Genomic DNA, 21,319 nt, shown 5'->3' on the forward strand with positions numbered 1-21,319 from the left:
CCTAAACTCGGTCCTTGGCGAAGAAATCCGGGAAATCCTCGATCGCGGCGGCGATGATGCGTAGCGAGGCTGCGATCTGCAGCATATCCGCACCGCCGCTGCGCTCTGAATGGCTGGCTGCATATTGCCGGGCCACAGTGACAGTTGCTGTCTGTGGATCGCCGGTTGCGCGAAAGAGCAGTTCACGCGCCAGGCCGCGCAGGAAATTGGCGATCGAGAGCGCGGTGTCGGAAGGAGTGGACGGGCTCTGCTGCGCGGCGCGCAGGCGCAGGATTTCGAGGCCGACGGCAACGGCGGCGACCCCGCCGCCCAAGATCGCATCGCCCTTCCTGCCGGCATTTTGCAAGAGCGGCATCAGCTGGTTGATGCGGTCATAGGCCAGACTCTCGAAGGCCGAACGCCGCGGTACCCGCTCGTGCAGACACAGCCGCGCCAGATCCTCGCGCATGGCCCGCACGATGCGGTTGGCCGCGCGCCATGGATCCACCGGCAGCACCACGATGAAGACGCCGATGGCCAGCAGGATGCCGACCAGCACCGACGCCGAGCCGGCGAAGAACGGGCCTGGGGCATAGGTCATCGCCTGATGCGGGCTGAGGAAGGCGAGGAAATTGATTGCAAAGGCCGTCGCCACGCCGACGGTGCGCGGATTGGCCATGCCCAGCGCCGTCGGTACCAGGATCGGCACGACAAACAGCGTGAACCAGCCGAAGCCGGGCAAAGCAGGCAGCGCGACCTGGCCAACAAGGAAGGCAAAGGGCAAAGCCAGCAGCGTACCCTTGAAGAAGCCCCAGGACACCCGCACCGGGTCAGGCCGCACGGCGAAAAGACTGGAGACGACCGCAACGAGGATAACGGTGCCGGCCGCGTCGGACCATTTCGTCGTCAGCCAGAAGGCGGCGACCGCCAGCGTGGCAGGGGCGGCGCGTATGGCATTGCGCGAAGCCCCGGGATAATCGCGATGCACCACCAGCGCGGGCAGCTGCCTGTTGCTCCGGCTCGGGCGCGTCACCGGTGCGCGCAGGGCGTCGAGGCCGCGCAGCACCTGCTTGAAGGCTTCGGCGAAATCGGCGGCGATGGTGAGGCGCGTGATGGTGCCGACCCTGTCGTCGCCCTGATCGGTCGAGGCGTCGGGCATTTGCCGGGCCTTGCCGGCAATCGCGTCGAGCCGCGTCACCCAGGGCGACGTGTCCTCCAGCGCCTCGGGCGTGGCTGCCAGTTCGCTGACCAGCGACTGCAGTTCCGAGCGCACCGGAATGAGGGCTGCGCTTTTCGGCGCGGCATGCGAATGCAGCGCGCGTGCCGCCGACAGCGCCGACAGAAGCTGACCGATGGTGAGGCGGACCGGATGGGCGCGGGTGGCGAAGCTCGGTGCTTCGAGCCGAGCATAGGTGCGCATCTCGGCCAGCATCTGGGCGTCGCTGATCAGCTTGCGGTGCAGGCCGGCCAGCGTCGCGGGGTCGCCGCCGGAAAAAGCGCCGCCTGCATAGGTTGCGAGGTCGAGGATGCTGCGCTTCAGCCTGGAGATGATGGCATCAGCGGCCAGCTTGGGCAGGATCAGCCGGCTGGTCAGGCCGGCGCAGACGATGCCGAGCACGATCTCGGCGCAGCGCGCGACAGCGAGATCGACGACCACATGCGGCTGGCCGAAAGCCGGCAGCCCAATGATCATCGCGGTATAGCCGGCAAGTGCGGCGCCATAGGCTTCCGGATTGCGCAGCAGCGACGAAACCAGCGTGCACAGCCCAATCCAGACGGATAGCGCCGTGACCAGCAGCCAGGGATTGGTGCCGAAAACCGAGGTGATGCCGATCGCCGCAAGTCCACCGGCCAGCGTGCCGAGCAGCCGGTAAAAACCTTTCGCCAGCACCATGCCGGCGACCGGCTGGGCGACGATGAAGACCGTCATCATCGCCCATTGCGGGTGGTCGAGTTTTAGCGCGTAAGCAGCGAGAAGCGCGATCAGACCGGCCGAAACCGTGCGCAGGGCGAAAATCCAATCCGAGCGCGTCGGCTGCGTCAGGCCCGCCAAACTGGTTTCGAAGTAGCTCTTCAGCCGCGCCCAGATCACAAGCTGGTCTCCGTATCGGAAGCGCAGGCTAGAGCAGTTCCAGGAAAAGTGTGAAACGGTTTTCCGCCCGGAACTGCGTCAAAACGAAGAGTTGGCCGGCGCTCAGATATCCAGCACTTCCGTCGCGGCGAATTCGGCGCGTTCCTGGATGAAGCGGAAGCGGGCTTCCGGCTTGGTGCCCATCAGCGCGTCGATAGCATCCTTGGTCGCCGCCACGGCGTCGATAACATCGACCCTGAGCAGCGTGCGCTTTCTCGGGTCCATGGTGGTTTCCTTGAGCTGCGCGGCCATCATCTCGCCCAGGCCCTTGAAGCGGCCGATCTCGACCTTGGCGCGGCCGGTGAATTCGGTGCGCAACAGCTCGTCCTTGTGCGCATCGTCCCTGGCATAGGCAACCTTGCCGCCTTGCCGGATCGAATAGAGCGGCGGCACCGCCAGATACAGATGGCCGCCATTCACCAGGTTCGGCATTTCCTGGTAGAAGAAGGTGATCAGCAGCGACGCTATGTGAGCGCCGTCGACGTCGGCGTCGGTCATGATGATCACGCGGTCGTAGCGCAAATCCTCGTCGCGGTATTTCGAGCGCGTGCCGCAACCGAGCGCCTGAATCAGGTCCGATATCTGCTGGTTGGCGGCGAGCTTGTCGTTGCCGGCGCTGGCGACGTTGAGGATTTTTCCGCGCAGCGGCAGCACCGCCTGGCTCGCACGGTCGCGCGCCTGCTTGGCCGAGCCGCCGGCCGAGTCGCCTTCGACGATGAACAGTTCGGCGCCCGCGGCGGCGTTCTGCGTGCAGTCGGCGAGCTTGCCGGGAAGGCGCAGCTTGCGCACCGCGCTCTTGCGCGACACCTCCTTTTCCTGGCGCCGGCGCACCCGCTCGTCGGCGCGCGCAATCACCCATTCCAGCAGCTTGGAGGCTTCCTGCGGATTGTCGGCCAGCCAGTGGTCGAAGGGATCGCGGATGGCGGTCTCGACAATGCGAATGGCTTCGATCGTTGCCAGCCTGTCCTTGGTCTGGCCGACGAATTCCGGCTCGCGAATAAACACCGACAGCATGCCTGCCGCCGAGATCATCACGTCTTCGGAGGTGACGATCGAGGCGCGCTTGTTGCCGACCAGGTCGGCATAGGCCCGAAGCCCGCGCGTCAGCACATTGCGAAAGCCGGCCTCATGCGTGCCGCCTTCGCCGGTCGGGATGGTGTTGCAGTAGGAGTTGACGAAGCCGTCACCGCCGAACCAGGTCACCGCCCATTCCAGCGAACCGTGGCCGCCCTGCTTCTCGCTCTTGCCGGCGAAGATTTCGCGGGTCACCTGGAAATCATCGCCGAGCGATGCCTTGAGATAGTCCTTCAAGCCGCCGGGGAAATGGAACTCCGCCTTGGCCGGCGTCTGGTCCTTTTCCTTGATCAGCGATGGGTCGCAGCTCCAGCGGATCTCGACGCCGCCGAACAGATAGGCTTTCGAGCGGGTCATGCGATAGAGCCGCGCCGGCTCGAAGGCGGCGCCCTTGCCGAAAATCTGCTCGTCGGGATGGAAGCGGATTTTGGTGCCGCGCCGGTTGTGCACTTCGCCGAGCTGCTCCAGCCCGCTCACCGGAACGCCGCGCGAGAACCTTTGGCGGTAAAGCTGGCGACCGCGCGCGACCTCGACTTCGAGATGGTCCGACAGCGCATTGACGACCGAAACGCCGACACCGTGCAGACCGCCGGAGGTCTCATAGACCTTGCTATCGAACTTGCCGCCCGAATGCAGCGTCGTCATGATGACTTCGAGCGCCGGTTTCTTGAATTTCGGATGCGGATCGACCGGGATGCCGCGGCCATTGTCGGTGACGGTCAGAAACTCGTCGGCCGACAGCTCGACATCGATGAAGGTGGCATGGCCGGCGACCGCCTCGTCCATCGAATTATCGATGACCTCGGCAAACAGATGGTGCATCGCCTTGTCGTCGGTGCCGCCAATATACATGCCGGGACGGCGCCGCACCGGCTCCAGCCCCTCCAGCACCTCGATGTCGGCGGCACTATAGCCCTCGCTGCCGTCCTTGGTCGCAACGGAACGTTTCGTGGCCTGCAGCAGCGGGTCGGCCGGCCGCGCCGGTGTCCGAGCCGGTTGGGGCTGCTTTTCCAGATTGCCGAAAAGATCGTTGTTGTCGTCCATGCCTGCCATAGAATCCGGTGCCGCGAATCACCCGTCGATACTGCCACGCTTTTCGGCGCCAAGCGACGGAAGTTCCTGTTACGTTCGGGGATAACCCTTCTTATCCTAAAACCTTTCGATAACCAAGCCGGCGGAAATAGGTCCGTGCGGAGCCGCCGGGATTCCTGAATCTTTAACAAAGCGGCCTAGCGTCGCTCCAACAAAACAAAAGACCACGAGAGTCAGGGGTTGGTTGTGAGGGGCAAGGTCATAACGATGATTGGCATCGCTGCCGTCTTCGGCGCGATTTCAATCTTTGCCGCGGATTTCTGGGTGAAAAGCCAGGCCAAGGCCGATGCCGAAGAGAAAACGGCGTCGATCCCGGCGCCCGCCGTCCCCAAGGTTGTCTTCAAGACCATCGTGGTGGCCAACGCGCCGCTGCGTTACGGCATGGAGCTTGACCGGGCGCAGCTCAGCGAAATCCCATGGTCCGAGGATTCGGTGCCGCAGGGCGCGTTCACCACAGTCAATGCATTGCTCGCCGAAGGCAGCCGCGTGGTATTGTCGCCGATCGAGATCAACGAGCCGGTGCTGATCAGCAAATTGTCGGGGCCGAACGGCCGCGCGACGCTGTCCAACATGATGACGCCCGGCATGCGGGCGGTGACAATCCGCACCGACGAGATAGCCGGTGTCGGCGGCTTCGTCATGCCGGGCGACCGGGTCGACGTGGTGCTGACACGCGATGCCGGCGAGATCCAGGAAGTGGCCAAGAACGCGCAGGGCGCTGCCGGATCGACCGTTACCTCCGAGATCGTCGTCTCCGACGCCAAGGTGCTGACCGTGGGGCAGGGCGCCGACGAGCGCCAGACCACACCGCAGATCGCCAATTCCGTGACCATCGAGGTGACGACCGAAGGCGCGCAGAAAGTGGCGCTTGCCCGCACCGTCGGCACCTTGTCGCTGTCGCTCCGCTCGGCCGCAGACGGAGGGGCCGCCAAGGACGGCGTCACCACCATCTCGTCCTTCGGCGGATCGGTCGCCTCAGGCGTCCAGGCCGCTGCCGGCGCGCTGTTCACTGCCGCGACCAAGGAGCCTGAGAAGCCGAAATTCAAGACGATCATCGTGACGCGCGGCACGCAGGTCGAAGAATACCAGGTTCCTGCGCGGGACCAGCAATAACTGCCGGTGGGGACCGGGCGAGGGACGGGACAGATGTCGGGACTTCATGCATTTCGAACTACGAAAGGGCTGCGCCCAATGCGGGCGCTTGCGGTGGGGGCTTGCCTGGCCGCGGCCGCAATGCTCGGCCTCAGTGCGCCAGCCAAGGCCGACAACGATATCGTCCATGTCTCGTCGACAACGAATGCGTCGATCAAGGTAGCCAAGGGCAAGCCGAAGACGGTCATGACCAATGCCGCCTTCTACCAGATCGTCATCGGCGATCCGGAGATCGCCAACGTCAATCCGCTGACCGACAAATCCTTCTATGTGCTGGGCAACAATCTCGGCACCACCGGCATCGCGCTGTTCGACGAGAACAAGCAGTTGGTCGGCACCGTGGACATCGAGGTGACGCTGGACACCGACCAGCTGGCCAGCACCATTCGCGCCAGCGTGCCGGACGCCAAGATCAAGGTCGGCTCGGCCAATGGCCGCGTCGTGCTGTCGGGCGAGGCCGATGACGCGGTCGCCGCCGAGAAGGCAAGCAAGATCGCCAGCCGTTTCTCCGGCAATGAGGAAGTGATCAATTCGGTCAACATCTCGTCCTCGCAGCAGGTTCAGCTCAACGTCCGCTTCGTCGAGATCAATCGCCAGGCCGGACAGGATCTCGGCGCCAAATACAGCGCCAATTTTGCTTACGGCATTGGCGGGCGCGACGTCACCATCGAGCCGGGCTCGGTGCCGGGAGCCGGCAATGGCGAGATCATCGGCCGGCTGCTGTCCAACGGCCTGTCGATCGACGTCGCCATCAAGGCCCTAGAGGAACGTGGTCTCGCCCGGCGGCTGGCCGAGCCGAACCTGATCGCCCGTTCGGGCCAGACGGCAAGCTTCCTCGCCGGCGGCGAGTTCCCGATCCCGGTCTCCGAGGACAATGGCAAGATTTCCGTCAGCTACAAGAAATACGGCGTCAGCCTCGACTTCACGCCGACGGTTCTCAAGGACGGGCTGGTGAGCCTCGACATCGCGCCGGAAGTGTCCTCGATCGACGCTTCGGCCTCCTACAATATCGGCAATATCTCGGTCCCGGGCTTTATCGTGCGCCGCGCCAAGACATCCGTCGACCTGAAGAATGGCCAGAGCTTCATGATCGCCGGCCTGCTGCAGTCACAGAACGACATTACCACATCGCGTCTTCCCGGCCTCGGCAAGCTGCCGGTGCTCGGCTCGCTGTTCTCCTCCAAATCCTATCAGCGGCGCGAGACCGATCTGGTGATCATCGTCACCCCCTATCTGGTCAAGCCGGTCGATCCGTCGAAGAAGCTGCTCGAGCCGACCGACGGCACGCAGCCGGCCAGCAATGTCGACTATTTCCTCAACAACACCGAGGAAGTGAAATCGTCCGAAGCCAATCGTGCAGTGGCAATGGCCAGCGGCAGTACGGCACAGCCGGCCGCGGTCACCACCGTCGGGCATTTCCTCGACCTGCCGAAGGATTGAAGCCATGCGCGTGGAATCATGCATCGCCCTGCTGATCGCCGGCCTCGCCGGCGGCTGCACCAGCGACGACTATGTCCGCTCCGAGGGACCGACGATGGCGGCCGGCAACGCACAGGCCGCCAATACGGCCATGCAGATGGTCGATCCCTGGAAATACGGCGTCCAGAACACCAGGCTGCTGGTGCCGGCGCAGCGCAGTGAGGCGGCAGTCAACGCCGCCGACCAGGCTGCTGCTGCCAAGGCCGTGCAACCGACAGCGACAACCGATTGATTTGCCCAGTGATTTGACCGGGAATGACCTGACAGGCTGACAAAATGGCAAGCGGCATCAAGACCAAGAAGATCCTGCTGGTGTCCAGCGACCGGACCTTTGCGCAGGATACGCGCACCGCGTTCGCGGCCTCGGAGGTGATCCAGCTTTCGACCGTCGAGAAGAACATTACCGAACTGCGCGGCGAGGTCCAGGAAGCCGATTTCGGCGCGCTCATCGTCGACATGGATGCGGCAAAGCTGGAAGAGATCGAGTCGCTGCAGCGCATCATGCGCCGGCTTGAAGGCCGCGTTCCGGTGGTCGTCGTCACCCAGGAATTCAACGCAGCCGCAGTGCGTATCCTGGTGCAGCTCCAGGTCGCCGATTTCCTGGTCAAGCCGATCACCACCGCCGATCTGGTGCGGTCTGTCGTGCGCGCGCTGCAAGGGCCGGGGCGCGAGGAAAACACCGAGTCGCAGATCTATACCTTCATGCCGGCCGCCGGCGGCGTCGGCACCACGACGCTGGCGCTGCAGACCGCTTTCCAGCTGCATCATTCGGTGACGCGCGGCGCGTCGACCTGCGTGGTCGACCTCAACTTCCAGCAAGGCGCCTGCGCCGAATATCTCGACCTCGAGCCCCGCTTCGACATCACCGAAATCGAGAACCAGCCCGAGCGCCTCGACCGTCAGCTGCTGGACGTGATGCTGTCCAAGCATGCGAGCGGGCTCTGCGTGCTGGCGGCGCCAACGCATCCGTCGGAAATGCGCTCGTTCAAGACCGATGTCGTGGTGCGCATGCTCGATCTCGTCTCGGCCTATTTCGATAACGTCGTCATCGACATGCCGCGCACCTGGTTTCCGTGGACGGAGACGGTGCTGCTCGGCTCCAACAAGCTCTACATCGTCGCCGAAATGACGGTGCCATGCCTCCGCCACACGCAGCGGCTGATCCAGGCGGTCTACGAGACGGCAGGCAAGGAAGTGAAGCCGAACGTGATCGTCAACCGTTTCGAGCAGAAGATGTTCGACAACGGCATCAAGCAGGCCGATGTCCAGGAAATCCTGGGCGAGCATTTCGTCGGCGGCATCTCCAACAATTACCGGCTTGTGCGTGAAGCGGTCGACCGCGGCGTGCCGCTGCATGAGATCGACCCGAACGCCAATGTCGTCAACGATCTGAAGAGGATCATCCTGCCGGAAGAAGCCGTGGTGACGCCGGAGAAATCGCGCTCGCTGTTCGGCATCGGCAGGGGCCTCCTGAAGAGGAAAGCCGGATGACCAGCCGCTTCTCGACCCTGCAGAACCGTGACGTCCGCGCGCTGAAGCCGGCCGAGGCGGCGCCGGTCGCGCATCACGCCGTGGTCATCCCGACGAACCGCAAGGCCTTGCCGCCGAAGCCGGAGACAACACCGGGAAAAAGCGCCAACAAGGTGCTCGATGCCCGCGTGCGCATCCACCGGCTGCTGCTCGAGGAAATCAACCTGGTCGCGCTGGAGCGCCTGCCCAAGGATGAGATGCGCCGGCAGGTGCAGGAGTTCGTGTCGGAAAAGACCCGCCAGGAGCGTATGGCGATCAACACCGTCGAACTTGAAGCGCTGGTCGATGACATCGTCGATGAGATGGTCGGCCTCGGCCCGCTGGAACCGCTGCTCAAGGACCCCGACATCAACGACATCCTGATCAACGGCCACCAGAACTGCTTCGTTGAAAAACGGGGCAAGCTGCAGCAGGTCCATATCCCGTTCAAGGACGAGGCGCACCTGTTGCGCATCGTCAACAAGATCGTCGCCGCCGTCGGCCGCCGGGTCGACGAATCGCAGCCGATGGTCGATGCCCGCATGCTCGACGGCTCGCGCTTCAACGCCGCCATTCGCCCGGTCGCCGTCGACGGGCCGCTGGTGTCGATCCGCAAGTTTTCAAAGAACAAGCTCGGCCTGCACAAGCTGGTCGAGTTCGGCGCCATCACCCAGAACATGGCCGAGGTGCTGGCGGCTGCAGTCCACGCCCGCAAGACGACCATCATCTCGGGCGGCACCGGAACCGGCAAGACGACGATGCTCAACGCATTGTCGGCCTTCATTCCGGAAGACGAACGGCTGATCACCATCGAGGACGCGGCCGAACTGCAGCTGCAGCAGCCGCATGTCGCGCGCATGGAAACGCGCCCCGCCAACATCGAAGGTCATGGCGAGCTGAAGCAGCGCGACCTGGTCAAGAACGCGCTGCGCATGCGCCCCGACCGCGTCATCCTCGGCGAGTGCCGCGGCGAGGAGGCCTTCGACATGCTGCAGGCGATGAACACCGGACATGAAGGCTCGATGGCGACCATCCACGCCAACACGCCGCGCGACGCCATTTCACGCCTCGAGCAGATGCTGGGCATGACCGGCATGCCGATGACGGTGCAGTCGATCCGCAGTCAGATCGCCAGCGCGCTCGACCTTATCGTCCAGCTGACGCGACTGTCGGACGGCAAGCGCAAGGTGACCAGCGTCGCCGAGGTGACCGGCATGGAAGGGGACGTCATCCAGATGCAGGAGATATTCCGCTTCGTGCGCACTGGCATGGAGGCCGACGGCAAGATCCTCGGTCACTACGAGGCGACCGGCATTCGCCCGCGTTTCCTCGAGGACCTGCGCAATATGGGCATTGAATTCCCCGGCAAATATTTCGAACCCGGCCGGCCGCAGGAGTAGCCGGGTGTTCGAGAATTTCAGCCCGATCTATGTCGTTTATGCCGCGGCAGCGCTGACCGGCATCATGATCGCCGAAGGCTGCTATCTGCTCTATGCCGGCCGCAGCGACAAGCGCCTGGCCATCAACCGGCGCATGAGGCTGCAGGAAAACAAGATCAGCCAGGAACAGGTGCTGATTCAGCTGCGCAAGGAACGCGGCCTCGATTCCGGCACGTCATTCTTCTCGCCCGACCGTTTTCGCGCGCTGCGCACGCAGTCTGGCATGGTGATGCCGTTGCCGAAATTCCTGACGATGACGACGGGCGTGGCGCTGGCGATGATGCTCGTCGCGCTCTGGTACGGGCTGCCGCTGTTGCTCGCCATTTTGCTGTTTGTGGTGCTGACAGCGCTGCTGCCGGTAATTGTGCTGCGTTCCAAGCGTGCCCGGCGGGTGAAGCGTTTCGGCGTGCAGTTGCCGGAGGCGCTGGAATTGATCACGCGCGGCTTGAAGGCCGGGCATCCGGTTCCGGTGGCGATCTCGATGGTGTCGCGCGAGATGTCCGATCCGATCGGCACCGAATTCGGCGTTATCTCCGACGAGGTGACTTATGGTTCCGACCTGGTTTCTGCGCTGAATTCACTGTTCGACCGCGTCGGCCAGGAGGATCTGCCGCTGTTCGTCACCGCGGTTTCCATCCAGACGAGTTCGGGCGGCAATCTGCGCGAGATCCTCGACGGGCTGTCGACGACGATCCGCGAACGCGGCAAGCTGCGCCGCAAGGTGCGCGCCATTTCGACTGAGGGTCGTATGTCGGCCTATATCCTGACGGCGGTGCCGGCACTGCTGTTCGCCACCATCATGGTGATGATGCCGCAATTCTATCAGAGCGTCTGGGATGTACCGAAGACGTGGTATCTGCTGGGCGGTTCCGTGACATGGCTGATGCTGGGCAACATCATCATGTTCAAGATGTCGAACTTCCGGTTCTGAGATGGAGCAGATGATCCAGTTTCTTGCATCGCTGGCGCCGACGTCGCTGATGCCGGTAGCCGCGCTGCTGCTGGTGTTGGGTGGCAGCGCGGTGGCATGGCCGCTCGTGGTAGCCAAAGGCGACCGCAACGATCTCAAGCGCCGGCTCAAGATCGACGACAGCAAGACTCCCCAACAGGCCGAGGCGGCGCCGAAGAAGAACCAGAGCGTCGTGCGCGAGAAGGCGGTGAAGCGGGCGCAGGAATTCTACGCCAAGAGCGATCCGGAAAATGTCGCCCGGTTGCGTATGAAGCTGATCCAGGCGGGCTATATGGAGCCGCGCGCGATCGGCACATTCTTCCTGATCCGCTTCGCCTGCCTGGTGGGCGCAACGATCGGCGCGTTCCTGGTCAACCAGTGGATGGGCAGCGCCGATTCCACCGCGACCAGCCGCTGGACCTTCATCATCCTGTCGGGAGCCGCCGGCTATTTCGTGCCCGGCCTGGTGCTCAGCCAGAAGGTGCGGGAAAAGATGCGCGAATACCGTAACGGCTTTCCCGACTTCATGGATTTGATGATCGTCTGCTCCGATGCGGGCATGAGCATGGAGGCAGGCATCGAGCGGGTCTCGAAGGAACTGGCCAAGACCTATCCGTCGCTGAGCCAAAACCTGCAGCTGGTGTCGCTGGAACTCAGGGCCGGCCGCAGCCTCGACGATGCCTTGAAGGCGCTCGCCGACCGCCTCAGCTTGGACGAGGTGCGCTCCTTCGCCACGCTTTTGCAGCAGTCGAAGGAACTCGGCACCAGCCTTGCCGGGGCGCTGCGCGTGTTCTCCGACGAAATGCGCCACAAGCGCATGTCGCTGGCCGAGGAGAAGGCACATGCCTTGCCGGCCAAGATGTCGGTGCCGGTGGTGGTGTGCATCCTGCCGGTGGTGCTGATGATCGCCGTCATCCCGATCATCGTCAAAATGACGGCGGTTCAGTAGATACCTAGGGGATTGCCCGGCGGCTTCTTGCGGTTACTCACTCCAACTACGCTTCATCTGGATGTCGAAACCCGGCCGGTTTGGTCGCTCTCCTTCGGCAAAATCCGCAAAGCAAAATGAGTGAGCCGTCCATGCGAATAGTCTTGTGCACCGCTTTCCTCGGCCTGGCCGCCACCAGTCTGTCGCCGGCCTCGGCCGCGGCCGACGATTGCGGCGATGCTGCCGCCCTGGTGCAACAGGCCTATCCCAGGGCCCAAAAGAGCGCAGACGGCGCCTCGTTCACGCTCGAACCCCATACCAGCATCGCCGTGACGCTCCCGGATACGCCGTTTGGCCTCGTCTGCAAGATATGGCCTGCCCATGACGATCTGTTGCTGGTCGCGGTGCCGCTCATCGACAGCAGCCAATCCAGCGACGACGGGCATGTCGGCGATGTCGACCTTCTGGTCGTCGACAGGAAGACCCGGCAGGTGCGCCAGCGCCTGCTCCAGCCCGGGCTGATGACCGATGATGCCATCGCCATCAACAAGGTCGAATTCGATACCGGCCGCTATGGCCTGGCGCCCGGTGTCACCGGCTTTGGCCTGCGCATCCAAATGGCGAGCCATTCGCGGCCCAATCCCTTCAGCGAAACCGACCTGCGGCTCTATGCCCTTGACGGCGGTGATCTGCGCCTGGTGCTCGACGGCATCATCGTGGCCGGCTTTGGCGGCGAAGGCGACACCAATTGCGCAGGATCCTTTCAATCCAGCCGGGTCAGCCTGGCGATGAGCCCGGCGAGACATCACGGCTATCACGACATCACAGTGTTCGAGCGGTTGGACACCGACAATCCGTTTGTCGACAAGAATGGCGAGTGCCAGTCCCATCCCGGAAGGTCCATGAAACGAACCTACCGGCTGCGCTATGACGGCAGCCGCTATCAGTTTCCGGCGGGGCTCAAGTCGATGGAGCCGGACTAGCCCTCGGCTGGTTAATGGCTGGTGTGCCCGAAACCAAATTTTAGGGGCGTTTCAGCACTGAAGTTTAATTGCCCTGTTGTAGTCTGCCTCCTGAAGAACGACCCGGTAAATCGGGCGATTGGGGCCAGGGGCATGCGTCACAGAATTTTCACGGCAATGGCCGCGCTAGCGGCCGTCTTGATGGTCAGCGGCTGTACGACTGAGAACGTCGATAAGACCAAGACCACGTCGATCCAACCGGTGGCAAAAGACGTCAGCACCTCCGACCTTGCGCAAGGCAAGGCGCAGTTCCGCGAGGCCAATTACGGCCTTGCCGAACAGCATTTCCGCAAGGCCGTGGAACTGAAGGCCGACAGTGCCGAGGGATGGATGGGGCTTGCCGCCTCCTATGACGAACTCGGCCGCTTCGACTTCGCCGACCGCGCCTACGACCAGCTTTTGAAGGTTGCCGGGCGCAAGCCGCAGATTGTCAACAATATGGGCTATTCGCAGCTGCTGCGCGGCAACAAGAAGAAGGCGAGGGCGCTGCTCATGGAAGCAAGGGCCGGAATGGCCGACCCGAGCGTGATCAACGCCAATCTGGCGCTGCTCAACAAGGGCTGAGACTCTTCGCGGGGACGGCAGTCGACGCTTTGTAAACCCTGTCGGTAGGTTGCTTTGAAAACCGGCCGAAAACGGTATCTCCGGCCGGTTGCATGCCTATGATGCGCCACAAATCGAAGATCCCAAAGGTTGCCGCTCATCCATGCTGGATTTCAGTTCGCTATTGCTGGCGGCTGCGCTGTCGGGCACATGCCTGAGCGTCACCATGTTTGTGATCTGGTTCACGGCGCCGCGTGCACGCTTCGTGCTGACCGTGGCGTGCGGCATTCTCGTCCTTGTCGCCCACGTCATCGTCTTCTGGCGCTACACGAGGGAGCCCACTCCGTTGCTTTGTCAGGCAGCGTTGGCGCTGCTCAGCCTCGGTTTCCTGGCGCTTTCACTTTCGGCCATGCAATATCTCGGTGTGCGCAACTACAGTCGCGCTGTCCTGCCGGCCATGCTCGCGATCGCTGTCTGCGCCGGCGTGACCTATCTCGGTTTCGATGGTGTCGGCTTCATCCTCACCTATACGACGGTAACAGTGCTGCTCGCCTCGACCGGGGTGATGTTCTGGATCAAGGGCGGTCATGATCGCGGCATTCTGCTGGTCGTTTCGGCGCTAAGCGGCGTCTGCGGCGTATCCTTCGGGCTCTGCGGCGCTGTGCTTCTGGTCAAGGGCCAGTGGGTGCTCGGCGTCGCGCCCGACAATTGGGCCGAGCGGTTGAATTCGGTCGTGGCAGTCGCCTGCATGACGGCGCTCGGCGCGCTGACGCTCTCGCTGCATCATCTGCAGGCACAGATCGAACTGAAGGCCGAGACCTTGACCGACCCGTTGACCGGTCTCATGAACCGGCGGGCTTTGAACTCGCTTTATGGCGAGCGCGTCTTCGGCCCGTTCATGTCGGTCGCCATGTTCGACCTCGACCACTTCAAGCGGACCAACGACATCTATGGCCATCCCGTCGGCGACCGGGTGCTCTGCCGTTTCGCCGCAGTCATCAAGAAGTATGACAGGGTTGGCGTCGACGCCTTCCGGCTGGGCGGCGAGGAGTTCGCGTTGGTCATGTCTCGGATGACCGAAGACAAGGCCTACGATCTCGCCAGCAGGATCGGCGTCGCCTTCGGCACGGAAGTGGTGCCGACGCCGCGCGGGCCGTTGCGCAGCAGCGTCAGCGGCGGCATTGGCTTTGGCAAGGAAGACGGCAGCAGCCTGGATGAAGTGCTGGCCGAGGCCGACCGGGCGCTCTACGCGGCCAAGAACGACGGGCGAAATCGCGTGCTTGTCCTCAACGGCAAGGCCTATGGGCCGGCCTTGCGTTCAGCCTGACAGGCCAGAGTGTTATTCGGCGGCGCCGAGATATTCCGACAACGGCGGGCAGGAGCAGACGAGGTTGCGGTCGCCGGCGACATTGTCGATGCGCGAGACCGGCGGCCAGTATTTGGCCGCTGTATCGACATCGCCGGCGGGGTAGGCCGCATCCAGCCTCGAATAGGGGTGAGTCCACTGGCCGGCAAGGGTTTCGGCCGCCGTGTGCGGGGCATTGACCAGCGGGTTGTCCTCGAGCGGCCATTCGCCCTTCGCCACTTTCGCTGCCTCGCCGGCGATGGCAATCATCGCCTCGCAGAACCGGTCGAGTTCGCGCTTGGGCTCGGATTCGGTCGGCTCGACCATCAGCGTGCCGGCGACAGGGAACGACATGGTCGGCGCGTGAAAACCGTAATCGATCAGCCGCTTGGCGATATCGTCGACGCTGATGCCGGCGCTCTCCTTGAGGACGCGCGTGTCGAGGATGCATTCATGCGCGATGCGATCGTGCCTGCCCTTGTAGAGAAGCGGGAAGTGCGGCGCGAGCCGCGTCGCCACATAGTTGGCCGAGATGATCGCCGTCTCCGTCGCCTGCTTCAGGCCGGCGGCGCCCATCATGCGGATGTACATCCAGGTGATGGGCAGGATGGAAGCGCTGCCGAACGGTGCGGCCGACACGGCATGCGCCGAGCCTTCGGTGACATGACCAGGCAGATAGGGTTTCAGATGCGCCCTGACGCCAATTGGACCGACGCCCGGACCGCCGCCGCCATGCGGGATGCAGAAGGTCTTGTGCAGGTTCATGTGGCAGACATCGGCGCCGATATCGGCGGGCCGCGCCAGGGCGACCAGCGCGTTAAGGTTGGCGCCGTCGAAATAGACCTGGCCGCCATGCTCGTGAATGAGAGCGCACAGGTGGCGCGCGCCTTCTTCGTAGACGCCGTGCGTCGAGGGATAGGTGAACATCAGGGCTGCGAGATTCTTCGAATGCTCGTTGGCCTTGGCCCGCATATCGTCCATGTCGATATTGCCGTCCTCCAGGCAACGCACGACGACGACGCTCATGCCGGCCATCGCCGCACTCGCGGGATTGGTGCCATGCGCGGACTGGGGGATCAGGCAGATGCTGCGATGGCCTTCGCCACGCGAACGGTGATAGGCGCGGATGGCGAGCAGGCCGGCATATTCGCCTTGGCTGCCGGCATTGGGCTGCAGGCTGACGGCGTCGAAGCCGGTGATCTCCGCCAGCCAGCCTTCCAGCTCGCCGACCATGGCGCGATAGCCGGCCGAATGGCTGGCCGGCGCGAAGGGATGGAGGTTGGCGACAACAGGCCAGCTGACCGGCATCATTTCGGCCGCCGCGTTGAGCTTCATGGTGCAGGAGCCCAGCGGGATCATGGTGCGGTCGAGCGCCAAATCCTTGTCGGCTAGCCTGCGCAGCAGGCGCATCATGTCGGTCTCGGAGTGGTTTTCGCGGAAAACCGGCTGGGTCAGAAACTCCTTGCCGCGCGGCTTGCCGGGCATCGCGCCGGCCTCAGTAGCGCCGGACTTGGCGCCGAACAGGGCGGCGATAGCCTCGAGATCCGCCTCGGTCGAGGTTTCGTCGAAGGCGATGCTGATGCGGTCGGCATCGATGACGCGCAGCAGCCGGCCACCTTTTTCAGCGGCAGCGGCGATCGAAGCTGCCTTGCCCTTCACTTCGGCCGTCACCGTGTCGAAACGGCTTGAGCCGAGCACGGAAACACCAGCGGTTTTCAGGCCTGCTGCGAGGCGGTTGGCGAGCTCATGGATGCGCGCTGCGATCGCCTGCAAACCAGTGGGGCCGTGCCAGATCGCATAGGCGGTCGCCATGTTGGCAAGCAGCGCCTGCGCGGTGCAGATGTTGGAGGTCGCCTTGTCGCGGCGGATATGCTGTTCGCGCGTCTGCAGGGCGAGGCGATAGCCGGGACGGCCCTTGCTGTCTATCGACTGCCCGACGAGGCGGCCGGGCATCAGCCGGGTCAGCTTGTCGGAGACGGCGCAATAGGCGGCGTGCGGGCCGCCAAAGCCCATCGGCACGCCAAAGCGCTGCATCGGGCCGACGGCGATGTCGGCGCCAAGCCTGGCCGGCGCGTCGGTCAGCGTGAGACCAAGCGGATCGGCGATGAAGACGACCACGGCGCCGGTGGCGCGAGCCTTCTCGATCGCCGCCTTGTGGTCGCCATAGACGCCAAACGTGTCCGGCCAGGAGACCAGCAGGGCGGCGGTGTTGTCGTCGATGGTCTCGCCATCGATCTCGATGCCGAGCGGCTCGGCGCGGGTGCGCACGACGTCCAGCGTCTGCGGATGCGGCGTGCCGGCCAGCGCTACCTTGGTGCGCTTGTCGCGATGATGGCGCAGCGCGATGCCGACCGCTTCGGCCACCGCCGTCGCTTCGTCGAGCAGGGAAGCCGAAGCCACCGGCAGGCCGGTCAATTCGGTGACCAGGGTCTGGAAGTTGAACAGCATTTCCAGGCGGCCCTGGCTGATCTCGGCCTGGTAGGGCGTATAGGCGGTGTACCAGGCCGGGTTCTCGAACAGGTTGCGCTGGATGACCGGCGGCACGTGGACGCCGTGATAGCCGGCGCCGATGAAGCTCTTCAGCACCGTGTTTTTTGCCATGATCGCCGACAATTCGGCCAGCGCTTCGGCTTCGCTCGCCGGCGCGGGAAGGGTCAGCGGCAGATCGAGGCGGATCGACTGCGGCACAGCCTGGCTGATCAGCGTCTCGACAGAGGGAACGCCGATCACGGCAAGCATGGCTCTGACATCGTTTACATCAGGACCGATGTGGCGGGCCGAGAAGGGGGTAAGTGCTGCGCTCATGGCAATAGGTCCTGATATCAACCGATATGGGCTTTGTAGGCGGCCTCATCCATGAGGCCTGCGAGTTGGCCTTCGTCGGCGAGCATCATCTTCCACAGCCAGCCGTCGCCGGTCGCAGCGGAGTTGACCAGCGACGGGTCCGAGGACAGCGCGCCGTTGGCGTCGGTGATCTCGCCGTCAACCGGCGCATAAACATCGGAGGCCGCCTTGACGGATTCGACGACCACGGCGGTATCGCCCTTGCTGAGCTTCGTGCCGATTTGAGGCAGCTCGACGAAGACGAGATCGCCAAGCTGTTCCTGCGCATAGTCGGTTATCCCGACGGTGGCGATGCCTCCCTCGACGCTCAGCCATTCGTGATCTTGTGTGAAATAGGTTTTTGCCATCGGAATTATCCTTTGCGGTAGCGATGAGGAGTGAAGGGCAAGGAACTGATATCGACCGGGATTTTCGTCCCGCGAACGTCGGCGAAGAGTTTCGTGCCCGGCTTGGCCAAGGCCGTTGACACATAGCCCATGGCGACGGGATGGCCGGCCGAGGGGCCGAAGCCGCCTGATGTCACGTGGCCGGCCGGATTGCCGTCGGCATCGAACAAAGCAGCGCCGGCGCGCACCGGCTGGCGGCCGTCCGGCTTCAGGCCGACGCGCTTTTGCGACGGCCCGCGCTCCAGGATGGACCGCAGCGCATCGGCGCCGATGAAGGATCCGCCGGCGCGGAGATCTTTGGGGATCGCCCACATCAGGCCGGCACTCGCCGGATCGATCTCCGGCGTGATGTCCTGGCCGTGCAGGCACAGGCCGGCCTCCAACCGCAGCGAGTCGCGGGCAGCAAGGCCGATCCACAACACACGCTCGTCCTCGATCAGTTTCGTGGCCAGAGCGCGCGCATCCGCCTCCGGCAGGCCGATCTCGAAGCCGTCCTCGCCGGTGTAGCCGGAGCGGCTCATGAACCAGTTTTGCTTCGGCTCGATGCCATGCATGAACAAGAGCGAGCCGGTCTCGATGCCGGCGCGGGACAAGGCAGCCCAGGCTTCGGGCCCCTGGATCGCCAGGAAGACGCGATCGAGCGCATCGACCTTCACGTCGAAATCGGTCGCCAGCGCACGCAAATGCTTCTCGTCCTCGACCGCATTCCCGGCGTTGGCGACCACCATGAAGCGCTCGGCGCCGAGCCGGGTGACGATCAGATCGTCGATGATCCCGGCGGCCTCGTTGAGGAAGAAGGTATATTTGGACTGTGAAATCTCAAGCGCGCCGGCATCGAGCGGACTGGCGCGGTTGAGCAGTGCCGCAGCGCCCGGTCCGCTGATCTCGAACAGCTTCATATGCGAAATGTCGAACAGGCCGGCATGTTCGCGGGTGTGAAGGTGCTCCTTCATCACGCCGGCCGGATAGGTCAGCGGCATCGACCAGCCCGCAAAGGCGCCAAAGCGTGCGCCGGCGGCGGTGTGCAGATCTTCGAGAGGAAGGTGTTTGGTGTCGTCGCCCGTCATGTCATCTCCAGAGTCGCACGCAATCGGCCGCTGCTGGCGACCAGTCCGTGCCCCTCTGTCTGAAGCCTGAGAGACTCGCGCAACCGGAACTCTGTCGGCGACGCTTACACCTTCGGCGCGGGGGCAAGCCCCGACTTTCCAGAGTGTCTTTCCCGTCTACGGTTCTTTTGCCTGAGAGATTTCGGGCGATTTCCCCTTCGGCGGCAGCTCGCGCTGCTCTCTCCCGCAAACAGGTAGGACTCAAAACTTGAGCCCTCGACGCGCCATCCATAGCTTGTCGGCGACACCTTGTCACCTGCCAGCGACACGTAAAGCGCGTCGTCTTTACAGTCTTCGCTAACCACGCCGTTTGCCGGTTTTTCAAGACAATGGCGATATTCTGGGCTGACGGTTTGGCCGGCAATTGCGTTGGGCACGGCGGATGGGGATTGACAGATGGGCGAACGGATCGGGAGCGCGCCGGTGGCGGGGCTGGCCTCGAAGGACCGCATCACGGCGGAAGATGTCGTCATGCTGCGTCGCGAAGTGTTCGCCGACGGCGTGGTGACGCGCGGCGAGGCTGAAGCACTGTTCGCGCTCGATGCGACGGCGACGGACAAATGCCCGCAATGGCCTGAATTCTTCGTCGAGGCCGTTACCGACTACATCGTCCACCAGGAAAAGCCGGCAGGCTATATCTCTGAAGACAATGCCGGTTGGCTGATCCAGACCATCTCGCGCGACGGAATGGTCGACAGTGTGACCGAACTGGAGCTGCTGGTGCATGTGCTGGAAAGGGCGAAATCATCGCCCGGCCGGCTCTCCGCCTATGCGCTCGAGCAGGTCGCCAACGCGGTGGTCGACGGCAAGGGACCACTGATGCTCGGCGGCGCGCTGGTTCCCGGGCTGGTCGCCAAGGCAGAGGTCGATCTGTTGCGCCGCATTCTCCATGCCTATGGCGGCGACGGTAACATCGCCATCACACGGGTTGAGGCCGAGGTGCTGTTCCAGATCAACGAGCAGACCGCAGCGGCCCACAACGACCCGTCCTGGAACGACCTGTTCGTCAAGGCGCTCGCCAATTTCGTCATGTGTTCGGCCGGCTACGAAGCGCCGACGCGCGATGTGGCGCTGCGTCGTGACAGTTTCTTGGACCAGGTCGAGCCCGAAATTGGTGGCTTCTTCAGCCGCATGGTGTCGGGCGGACTGGCCGGCATCATGGAAGCCTATCGTTCGCCCGGCGATATCGAGGCCGAATGGGAGTCGAAGAACCGTGCCGCCGAGGCACTCGCGCGCCGCGCCGAGACGATCGACGCCAGCGAGGCGAAATGGCTGGCCGATCGCATCGGCACCGACCGCCCGCTGCGTGACAATGAACGCGCGCTGCTGACGCTGATCAAACTCGCCTCGCCGGAGATACATCCGGCGCTCAAGCCACTGCTCGACAAGGTTGCTTAAGCCGCGCCGTTTTCTGCGACCGTTTTGCAGAGGACGATATTGGAGTGTCTTCAGGCCAATCGCCAAGTTCGGCCACGCGATCGAAACCGGCTTCCTCAGGCAAGCTCGGTTCGGTCGGAGTCAGATCGTGCTCGGTCAGAATGCGAGGCCATCAAATCCCGCCATACCAGTCATAGCCATTGTCTTCCCAATAGCCGCCGCGGCCGCCGCCGATATTGGCAAAACTGTCGACGAGCTCGATCTTGTAGAGATACTTCGGCATCTTGTAGCCGAGCTGTCGTTCGACGCGCACGCGCAGCGGCGCGCCGTTTTCGACCGGCAGCGGCTTGCCGTTGAGGCCGTAGGCGAGGATCGTCTGCGGGTGGCGGGCATCGATCAGGTCGATGGTGCCGTAATATTTGATTTCCCCGGAGAGGCTGCGATCGATCGTATCGAGGCAGTGGAACATGACATAGCGGGCCTGCGGCTTGACCACAGCCTGGTCGAGCACCAGCGACAGCGGGGTGCCGGTCCATTTGGCGATGCAGCTCCAGCCTTCGACACAGTCGTGGCGGGTGATCTGCGTGCGGCTCGGCATGTTCTCCAACTGCTCGCGGCTGAGCGACAGCGGCTTTTCGACCAGGCCCGTTACCTCCAGCCGCCAGTCGGCGAAATTGTTGGCGAGCAGGCCCTTGTAGGTGTCATCGTCGGGCGCGGTGACGCCGTTCGGCCGCTGCGGCTGGCGGATGTCGGCCTCGGTGAATTCCGGCGCCAGAGCATCGCGGCCGGCAAGCCAGCGTTGCGCGCGGTAGGTCAGGCCATTGGCGTTTTCGAGGAAACTGCGCAGGCCGTCGCCCATGCCGAGCTGGCTGTCGAAGGCATCGCAGCCCGACAACATGATGCCGGAAACGCCGAGGCCGGCGCCCGTCAGGAACTTTCGGCGGCTGATCTGGAATTTGGCCAT

Annotated in this window: 17 protein-coding genes and 1 riboswitch; of the genes, 11 read left to right on the top strand and 6 right to left on the bottom strand. The window is 63.7% G+C overall.

The window, feature by feature from the left end; genetic code table 11:
* Position 1 precedes the first annotated feature (1 nt).
* Positions 2-2,071 (bottom strand): FUSC family protein, encoded by a 2,070-nt coding sequence (locus tag NKI88_RS03340; protein WP_352653731.1) that lies wholly within the window; start codon positions 2,069-2,071, stop codon positions 2-4.
* A gap of 102 nt (positions 2,072-2,173) precedes the next feature.
* Positions 2,174-4,228, bottom strand: coding sequence for a DNA topoisomerase IV subunit B (gene parE / locus NKI88_RS03345; RefSeq protein ID WP_352653732.1), 2,055 nt, complete (start codon positions 4,226-4,228; stop codon positions 2,174-2,176).
* 255 nt (positions 4,229-4,483) lie between these two features.
* Here parE and cpaB point away from each other — a divergent pair, with 255 nt between their 5' ends.
* The 10 genes from cpaB (at position 4,484) to NKI88_RS03395 (ending at position 14,624) form a co-directional block, all read left to right on the top strand.
* Positions 4,484-5,389 carry a Flp pilus assembly protein CpaB gene (cpaB, locus tag NKI88_RS03350; RefSeq protein WP_023681601.1) on the top strand — a complete coding sequence of 302 codons (906 nt, stop codon included), beginning with the start codon at positions 4,484-4,486 and terminating at the stop codon, positions 5,387-5,389.
* 78 nt (positions 5,390-5,467) lie between these two features.
* A complete protein-coding gene (locus NKI88_RS03355; protein WP_031244501.1) occupies positions 5,468-6,868 on the top strand; it encodes a type II and III secretion system protein family protein in 1,401 nt (466 codons plus the stop codon).
* Between the two features lie 4 nt (positions 6,869-6,872).
* On the top strand, positions 6,873-7,139 hold the full coding sequence (locus tag NKI88_RS03360; RefSeq protein WP_352653733.1) for a hypothetical protein: 267 nt from the start codon (positions 6,873-6,875) through the stop codon (positions 7,137-7,139).
* Between the two features lie 44 nt (positions 7,140-7,183).
* The gene (locus NKI88_RS03365) at positions 7,184-8,398 is read left to right on the top strand and encodes a CpaE/TadZ family protein (RefSeq protein WP_023667601.1); all 1,215 of its coding nucleotides are present in this window, start codon (positions 7,184-7,186) and stop codon (positions 8,396-8,398) included.
* On the top strand, positions 8,395-9,816 hold the full coding sequence (locus NKI88_RS03370) for a TadA family conjugal transfer-associated ATPase (protein WP_023667600.1): 1,422 nt from the start codon (positions 8,395-8,397) through the stop codon (positions 9,814-9,816). The genes NKI88_RS03365 and NKI88_RS03370 overlap by 4 nt, the downstream gene beginning before the upstream one ends.
* A gap of 4 nt (positions 9,817-9,820) precedes the next feature.
* Positions 9,821-10,786: a type II secretion system F family protein gene (locus tag NKI88_RS03375; protein ID WP_023704530.1), complete on the top strand. Its 966-nt coding sequence runs from the start codon at positions 9,821-9,823 to the stop codon at positions 10,784-10,786.
* A gap of 1 nt (position 10,787) precedes the next feature.
* Positions 10,788-11,753: a type II secretion system F family protein gene (locus NKI88_RS03380; RefSeq protein WP_352653734.1), complete on the top strand. Its 966-nt coding sequence runs from the start codon at positions 10,788-10,790 to the stop codon at positions 11,751-11,753.
* A gap of 131 nt (positions 11,754-11,884) precedes the next feature.
* The gene (locus tag NKI88_RS03385; protein ID WP_352653735.1) at positions 11,885-12,715 is read left to right on the top strand and encodes a PA3715 family protein; all 831 of its coding nucleotides are present in this window, start codon (positions 11,885-11,887) and stop codon (positions 12,713-12,715) included.
* 132 nt (positions 12,716-12,847) lie between these two features.
* Positions 12,848-13,318 carry a hypothetical protein gene (locus NKI88_RS03390; RefSeq protein ID WP_023681594.1) on the top strand — a complete coding sequence of 157 codons (471 nt, stop codon included), beginning with the start codon at positions 12,848-12,850 and terminating at the stop codon, positions 13,316-13,318.
* A gap of 142 nt (positions 13,319-13,460) precedes the next feature.
* Positions 13,461-14,624, top strand: a complete 1,164-nt coding sequence (locus NKI88_RS03395; protein ID WP_352653736.1) for a GGDEF domain-containing protein — start codon at positions 13,461-13,463, stop codon at positions 14,622-14,624.
* Positions 14,625-14,636: 12 nt separating this feature from the next.
* On the opposite strand, the gene gcvP is transcribed toward NKI88_RS03395, so the two are convergent.
* The 3 genes from gcvP to gcvT are packed head-to-tail and all read right to left on the bottom strand — an operon-like array spanning position 14,637 to position 18,939.
* Positions 14,637-17,447 (bottom strand): aminomethyl-transferring glycine dehydrogenase, encoded by a 2,811-nt coding sequence (gcvP, locus tag NKI88_RS03400; protein ID WP_352653737.1) that lies wholly within the window; start codon positions 17,445-17,447, stop codon positions 14,637-14,639.
* Positions 17,448-17,464: 17 nt separating this feature from the next.
* Complete coding sequence (gcvH, locus tag NKI88_RS03405; RefSeq protein ID WP_023725711.1) at positions 17,465-17,833, bottom strand: glycine cleavage system protein GcvH; 369 nt, start codon at positions 17,831-17,833, stop codon at positions 17,465-17,467.
* Between the two features lie 5 nt (positions 17,834-17,838).
* A complete protein-coding gene (gene gcvT / locus NKI88_RS03410) occupies positions 17,839-18,939 on the bottom strand; it encodes a glycine cleavage system aminomethyltransferase GcvT (protein ID WP_352653738.1) in 1,101 nt (366 codons plus the stop codon).
* 149 nt (positions 18,940-19,088) lie between these two features.
* A riboswitch (glycine riboswitch) is annotated at positions 19,089-19,175 on the bottom strand.
* A gap of 199 nt (positions 19,176-19,374) precedes the next feature.
* Between gcvT and NKI88_RS03415 the strand changes: the two genes are divergently transcribed.
* Positions 19,375-20,376 (top strand): hypothetical protein, encoded by a 1,002-nt coding sequence (locus NKI88_RS03415; RefSeq protein WP_023710640.1) that lies wholly within the window; start codon positions 19,375-19,377, stop codon positions 20,374-20,376.
* A gap of 151 nt (positions 20,377-20,527) precedes the next feature.
* On the opposite strand, the gene NKI88_RS03420 is transcribed toward NKI88_RS03415, so the two are convergent.
* Positions 20,528-21,319 carry a molybdopterin-binding protein gene (locus tag NKI88_RS03420; protein ID WP_023681588.1) on the bottom strand — a complete coding sequence of 264 codons (792 nt, stop codon included), beginning with the start codon at positions 21,317-21,319 and terminating at the stop codon, positions 20,528-20,530.

This window comes from Mesorhizobium sp. M0317 (assembly GCF_040321555.1).
GTDB lineage: Bacteria > Pseudomonadota > Alphaproteobacteria > Rhizobiales > Rhizobiaceae > Mesorhizobium.